The sequence below is a fragment of the Streptomyces sp. NPDC058534 genome (assembly GCF_042717365.1).
In the GTDB taxonomy this organism is placed as follows: domain Bacteria; phylum Actinomycetota; class Actinomycetes; order Streptomycetales; family Streptomycetaceae; genus Streptomyces.
On record NZ_JBHXNW010000099.1, the window covers coordinates 21,143 to 27,505 of the forward strand.

6 protein-coding genes and 2 pseudogenes are annotated in these 6,363 nt (G+C 71.1%); 6 read left to right on the plus strand and 2 right to left on the minus strand.

All coding sequences use genetic code 11. The features are described from left to right. Nucleotides 1–166 precede the first annotated feature (166 nt). Genes paaA through paaE form a run of 5 tightly spaced genes read left to right on the plus strand, consistent with a single transcriptional unit; the run spans nt 167 to nt 3,880 of the window. Nucleotides 167–1,144: a 1,2-phenylacetyl-CoA epoxidase subunit PaaA gene (paaA, locus tag ACFWR9_RS38115; protein ID WP_383850916.1), complete on the plus strand. Its 978-nt coding sequence runs from the start codon at nt 167–169 to the stop codon at nt 1,142–1,144. Next, nucleotides 1,141–1,434, plus strand: coding sequence for a 1,2-phenylacetyl-CoA epoxidase subunit PaaB (gene paaB / locus ACFWR9_RS38120; RefSeq protein ID WP_356200443.1), 294 nt, complete (start codon nt 1,141–1,143; stop codon nt 1,432–1,434). Before paaA ends, paaB begins: the two co-directional genes overlap by 4 nt. A 9-nt stretch (nt 1,435–1,443) precedes the next feature. Next, nucleotides 1,444–2,271: a 1,2-phenylacetyl-CoA epoxidase subunit PaaC gene (paaC, locus tag ACFWR9_RS38125; RefSeq protein WP_383850919.1), complete on the plus strand. Its 828-nt coding sequence runs from the start codon at nt 1,444–1,446 to the stop codon at nt 2,269–2,271. Further along, the gene (gene paaD, locus ACFWR9_RS38130) at nt 2,265–2,774 is read left to right on the plus strand and encodes a 1,2-phenylacetyl-CoA epoxidase subunit PaaD (RefSeq protein ID WP_383850922.1); all 510 of its coding nucleotides are present in this window, start codon (nt 2,265–2,267) and stop codon (nt 2,772–2,774) included. The genes paaC and paaD overlap by 7 nt, the downstream gene beginning before the upstream one ends. Further along, the gene (gene paaE / locus ACFWR9_RS38135; RefSeq protein WP_383850924.1) at nt 2,774–3,880 is read left to right on the plus strand and encodes a 1,2-phenylacetyl-CoA epoxidase subunit PaaE; all 1,107 of its coding nucleotides are present in this window, start codon (nt 2,774–2,776) and stop codon (nt 3,878–3,880) included. Before paaD ends, paaE begins: the two co-directional genes overlap by 1 nt. 22 nt (nt 3,881–3,902) lie before the next feature. Here paaE and ACFWR9_RS38140 read toward each other — a convergent pair. Together ACFWR9_RS38140 and tnpA are read right to left on the minus strand one after the other, a co-directional pair. Then, nucleotides 3,903–4,589 (minus strand): annotated as a pseudogene (locus ACFWR9_RS38140) (hypothetical protein); the annotation flags it as partial. A gap of 102 nt (nt 4,590–4,691) precedes the next feature. Further along, a pseudogene (gene tnpA / locus ACFWR9_RS38145) lies at nt 4,692–5,087 on the minus strand (IS200/IS605 family transposase); the annotation flags it as partial. 19 nt (nt 5,088–5,106) lie between these two features. Between tnpA and ACFWR9_RS38150 the strand changes: the two are divergent. Further along, on the plus strand, nt 5,107–6,363 hold a 1,257-nt coding region (locus ACFWR9_RS38150; protein WP_383850926.1), incomplete at its 3' end, for an RNA-guided endonuclease InsQ/TnpB family protein.

The following is a 6,363-nucleotide window of genomic DNA, read 5'->3' on the forward strand; positions in this document are numbered from 1 at the left end:
CCTTCTGTCCCGACCGACCATTCGGTTAGCGCGCGGCACGGCCCAGTAATCCAGCCGCGTGGCCGCCCTGTCAAGAGTGTGAGCGGCGGGGTCGCGGGTCTTGCCGGGCGCCCGGAAACCCGTCACACTGGTACCGAACGAATGGTCGGTTGGGAAGCTGGTGACGATGACCACGACACACGCCGCCGAGGCGCCGCCCCCGGACGCGCTCCAGGAGCACTTCGACGCGACGATCGCGCGCGACCAGCGCATCGAGCCGCGGGACTGGATGCCCGACGGCTACCGGAAGACGCTGATCCGGCAGATCGCCCAGCACGCGCACTCGGAGATCATCGGCATGCAGCCGGAGGGCGAGTGGATCACCCGGGCGCCGTCGCTGCGCCGCAAGGCGATCCTGTTCGCCAAGGTCCAGGACGAGGCCGGCCACGGCCTGTACCTGTACTCGGCGGCCGAGACCCTCGGCGCGGACCGCGACGACCTCACCCAGCGGCTGATCGAGGGCCGGCAGAAGTACTCGTCGATCTTCAACTACCCGACCCTCAGCTTCGCCGACGTCGGCGTGATCGGCTGGTTCGTGGACGGCGCGGCCATCTGCAACCAGGTGCCGCTGTGCCGCAGCTCCTACGGCCCGTACGCGCGCGCGATGGTGCGCATCTGCAAGGAGGAGTCGTTCCACCAGCGGCAGGGCTACGAGCTGCTGATGACGATGATGCGCGGCACCGCCGCCCAGCGCGAGATGGTCCAGGACGCGGTGGACCGCTGGTGGTGGCCGTCCCTGATGATGTTCGGCCCGCCCGACGACGCCTCGCCCAACTCGGCCCAGTCGATGGCCTGGAAGATCAAGCGCCACAGCAACGACGAGCTGCGCCGCCGCTTCGTCGACATGACCGTCCCGCAGGCGGAGAAGCTCGGCGTCACCCTGCCCGACCCGGAGCTGCGGTGGAACGAGGAGGCGGGACACCACGACTTCGGCACCCCGGACTGGGACGAGCTGATGCGGGTCATCAAGGGCGACGGCCCGTGCAACGCACAGCGGAGCGAGCGGCGGCGGACCGCCCACGAAGAGGGCGCCTGGGTGCGCGAGGCGGCCACCGCCCACGCCGCCAAGCAGGCCGCCCGCGCGGCGAAGGGAGCGGTGGCATGACCTCCGAGAAGCAGGGCTGGCCGCTGTACGAGGTCTTCGTGCGCGGCAAGCGCGGCCTCAACCACGTGCACGTCGGCTCGCTGCACGCCGCCGACGACGCCATGGCCCTCACCCACGCCCGCGACCTCTACACCCGGCGCAACGAAGGCGTGAGCATCTGGGTGGTGCGCTCCGAGCACATCGCCGCCTCCACCCGCGACGAGAAGGACCCCTTCTTCGCCCCCAGCGCCGACAAGGTCTACCGCCATCCGACCTTCTACGACATCCCCGACGACGTCCCCCACATCTAGGAGCAGGGCATGAGCGACGACCACGTCTACCTCACCCTGGCCGAGGGACACGAGGACGACACCCGCTGGGCCTACGGCACCGGCTTCGAGGACCCGCTGCACGGCGTCGACACCACCGTGCCCGAGGGCGTCGACGCCGCCGCACTGGCCGCGGACTGCGTGGCGCTGGCCGACGACGCCCTGATCAGCGCCCAGCGGCTCGCCGAGTGGGTCACCCGCGCCCCGGAGCTGGAGGAGGAGGTGGCGCTGGCCAACATCGGCCTCGACCTCCTCGGCCAGGCCCGCCTGCTGTACGCCCGCGCCGGGCAGGCCGACGGCACCGGCCGCGACGAGGACGCCTACGCCTACTTCCGCGACGCCGGCGACTTCCGCAACGTGACCCTGGCCGAACTCCCCGGCGGCGACTTCGCGTTCGCCGTGGTGCGGCTGCTGGTGCTCTCCAGCTGGCGGCTGGCCCACTTCCAGCGGCTGGTGGACCACCCCGATCCGGTCCTCGCGGCGGTCGCGGCCAAGGGCGTCAAGGAACTGACGTACCACCGGCAGTACGCCGCCGAATGGGCCGTCCGCCTGGGCGACGGCACCGACGAGTCGCACCGCAGGATGCGGGCGGCGCTGGACGAGGTCGCCCCGTACCTCGGCGAGCTGCACACGGCCTACGACGTGCGGGACGAGGTCGCCGACGTGCTGCGCCAGGTCACCGAGGCGGCCGGCCTGCCCCTGCCGGTGTACCGCCCCCTGCCCGGCTCCGGCCGCGCCGGCGAGCACACCGAGCATCTGGCGCCGCTGCTCACCGAGTTGCAGGGCGTCGCCCGCGCCCACCCGGAGGCGACATGGTGACCGTACTCCTGGACACCGCCCGGGCCCGCCGCGTCGCCGAGCGGGTGCCGGACCCCGAGCTGCCCATGCTGACCCTCGCCGACCTGGGTGTCCTGCGCGGCGTCGAGGTCGGCGCGGACGGCACCGTGGTGGCGAGCCTGACCCCCACCTACTCGGGCTGCCCGGCCATGGCCGAGATGCGCGCGGACGTCGCCGCCCGGCTGCGGGACGCCGGATACGAGCGCGTGGAGATCCGCACGGTCCTCGACCCGCCCTGGACCAGCGACTGGATCACCGAGTCCGGCCGCCGCAAGCTCGCCGAGCACGGCATCGCCCCGCCCGGCCCCGCACCCCGCGGCGGCCCGATTCCTCTCGTGCTGTCGCCCACCCGGCCGGCGGTGCCGTGTCCCCGCTGCGGCTCGGCGGACACCGAGGAGACCTCCCGCTTCGCCGCCACGTCCTGCAAGGCCCTGTGGCGCTGCCGGGCCTGCCGCGAGCCGTTCGAGTACGTCAAGGAGATCTGATGGCCCCGACCGCCCCCGTCCCGGCAGCGCCGGTGCGCGTCCGCCGCCGGCCCGCCTTCCACCGTCTGCGCGTGGCCGCCGTCGAGCGGCTGTGCGCGGACGCGGTGGCCGTGAGCTTCGAGATCCCGGACGAGCTGGCCGGGGAGTTCGCCTTCGCGCCCGGCCAGTCGCTCACTCTGCGGCGCGAGGTCGACGGCCGGGACGAGCGCCGCTCGTACTCGATCTGCGCACCGGCCGGTTCGGTGCCGCGCATCGGGGTCCGGGTGGTGCCGGGCGGGGTGTTCTCCTCGTGGCTGGTCGAGGACGTGCGGCCCGGCGACACCGTCGAGGTCATGGCGCCCACCGGGCTCTTCACACCCGACCTGACCGTCCCCGGCCACCACGTGCTGATCGCGGCCGGGTCGGGCATCACGCCCATGGTGTCCATCGCCGAGTCGGTGCTGGCCGCAGACGACCGCTCGACCGTCACCCTGTTCTACGGCAACCGCCGCACGGACACGGTCATGTTCGCCGACGATCTGGCCGACCTGAAGGACCTCCACCCGACCCGCTTCCACCTGGCCCACGTGCTCTCCCGCGAACCCCGCGAGGCCGAGGTGCTCTCCGGCCGGCTGGACGCCGGCCGGCTCTCGGCGCTCGTCGGCTCGCTGGTGGACGTGCCGGCCGCCGACCACTGGTGGCTGTGCGGTCCGCAGGGCATGGTCGCCGACGCCCAGCAGGTCCTGGCCGGCCTCGGTGTCCCGGTGGACCGCGTCCACCGCGAGCTGTTCTTCGCCGACGACGAGCCCGTGCGGGAGGTCCGCCACGAGGAGACCGGCCCGACGGGACCCGTCAGCGAGGTCACCATCACCCTCGACGGCCGCTCCACCACCTCCTCCCTGTCCCGTGGGCGGTCCGTCCTCGACGGAGCCCAGCAGACCCGGCCCGACCTGCCCTTCGCCTGCAAGGGCGGGGTCTGCGGCACCTGCCGCGCCCTGGTCACCGACGGCAAGGTGGACATGCGGCGCAACTACGCCCTCGAAGACGCCGAGGTGGACGCCGGGTACGTGCTGACCTGCCAGTCGTACCCGGTCTCCGAGAAGCTGACCGTGGACTACGACAGCTGAGCGGCGGTCACCCGCCGCCGCGTCACGCCGGGTTGTCGCCGTGGGTGAGGGTCTCCCAGGCGACGAAGAGGTTGTTCGAACCGGACGGACGGGTGCGCTCGGTCAGGGCCTGGGTGTTGGTCATCGCGAAGCCGAGGCGGTTGTGCAGGGCGTTGTAGCCGACCTCGGTGACCGGGCCGAGACCCAGGTCCGCCTCACCCCCGCACAGCCAGTCCGGGACCGCCGTGCCCTGCTCGTACTTCGCCTGGAAGCCGAGCGCGTGCCGCAGCCGCTCGCCCACGTCGGTGCCATACAGGTCCTGCCCCTGGATCCGGCTGGTCTCGGCGACGTGCGAGATGGACGAGATGCCGTACCCGGTGTGGGTGAAGTCCCGGCAGGTCTCCTGGGTCAGGCCGGTGACGAAGGTGGACTGGCCCTGCCAGTAGTTGACGATCTTGTCCCGGGTGTTGAGGTTCTGGCTCGGCACCGTCTTCGGCAGATCCCCGTCGGAGGCCAGGTACACGTACGTGGCCGTGCGGGTGCGGAACCTGGCCATGGCCCTGTCGTACGACACCTTGTCCTCAAGGAAGACGGAGATACCGACCGCGGCCTCCATCATCGTCAGCTCCCAGTTGCCGTTGGAGTTGGAGCCGTTGATGATCTCGGGCAGGTAGACGTTCCGGAGCATGGTGGCGAAGCGGCCGGAGTTGGCCCACGAGCCGGTGTACGTGCCGGCGAGCGCGGCGGTGAGGCTCGCGAGGAGGACGGCTCGGGATCTGCGGTGGCGAGGTGTGGAAGCAGAGGGTTCGGCCGGCCGGAACCGACGACGGTCAGGGTGCCCGCCGCACGATCCGGCGAAGTAGGAACCGGACCAGGAGTGTCCGCCCCACAGGTACCGGCGGACGTGGCTGTCGTACGCTCCCCAGCCTTCGGCCGGGAGGTGCCCCCAGGCGGAGCCTGCGGGAGCTGACGCCCTTTGAGGGAGTTGACCCGCTTGGAGAGCTGGACCTTGGGCGGGTAGTGCACGAGCAGGTGCACGTGGTTCTGTACGCCGTTGAACTGCTTCAGCTCGGCCTCGAAGTCGGTGCCGACCTCCCGCATGATCTCTTCGGTGCGGTTCAGCATGGCGCCGGTATTTCGTGACAAAAACCAAGTGAACGTGCAGGTTGTAGACAACATGGCGACCGGTTCTGACATCGGGGTCGGGCTCCGGCGCGGTGACATACACCAATGCTATGGTCTCGGTCGTGAGTCAAGGCGCCCTGGTCAAACGGCAGTTCGGGCATCGTGCCCGGCTTGCGCTGTCTCCTGCCGGGGTTCGCGCAGCGGATGATCAGGCGCACGCGGCCCGCACTATGTGGAATCTGCTCCACGCGTGGTGGCGGATGATGCCGAAGGACATGCGGACTCTCCAGCACGCGGACGCTGCGATTCGCCAGGCCCGCGAGGACATCGGCTTTCTCGCCGTCCTGCCCGCGCAGGCCGCGCAAGCGGTGCTCAGGACGTACTTCCAGGCGTGGAAGAACTGCTGGGAGCACCGCGCCGACGCCCCGAACTTCAAGAGCCGGTTCCGCACGGTGATGTCCGTGGACATCCCGCAGGGCCGGGACCTGAACATCACCCGCGTGCACCGCCGCTGGGGCATGGTCAACCTTCCCAAGGTGGGCCGGGTCCGCTTCCGGTGGACCAAGGACCTTCCGGTCGGCAAGCTTGCAGGCGCGGAGAACCGGATCACCGGGGCACGACTGATCAAGGACGCGCTCGGCTGGCACATCGCCTTCCGTGTCCAGACCCTTGAGAGCGAGCCGGAGCCCCACCAGGGGCCGGACATCGGCATCGACGTGGGCGTCACCGTGCCCATCGCCCTCTCGGACGGCGAAACGTACGAGCACGGCGAATGGCTGACCGGCAAGGAGAAGGCCAGGCTCCTGAACCTGGAGCAGCGTGCCGCGCAGCGTAAGCAGCACCGGGGGCCCGGCGAGCGCACCAGCCGCCGGCTGCACCGCACCTACGACCAGATCGCAGGACTGCGCGCGAAAGCCAAGCGCCGGGCCCTGGACTGGCAGCACCAGACGACCACCGCCATCGCCCGCACATACGGCACCGTCGTGGTCGAAGCACTCAGCATCACGAACATGGTCAAGTCGGCCAGGGGAACCATCGAGGAGCCGGGGAAGAACGTTGCCCGGAAGGCTGGGCTGAACCGCTCCATCAGCGGGGAGGCATGGGGCCGGACGGTCACCATGCTGACGTACAAGACCGCCCAGCTCGGCGGCACCGTGGTCAGGGTCCCCGCCCCCGGCACCTCCAGGCGCTGCTCGGCGTGCGGCTTCACCACGTCCGGCAGCCGGGAGAGCCAGGCCGTGTTCGTGTGCAAGAACCCGGACTGCGGTTGGTCGGGCAACGCCGACCACAACGCAGCCCGGAACGTCTTGCACCTGTACCGGACGGGCCTCGCGCGCCACCCCGCTGCACGGCTGGCCCTCCGCCAGCGCCCCCACCCC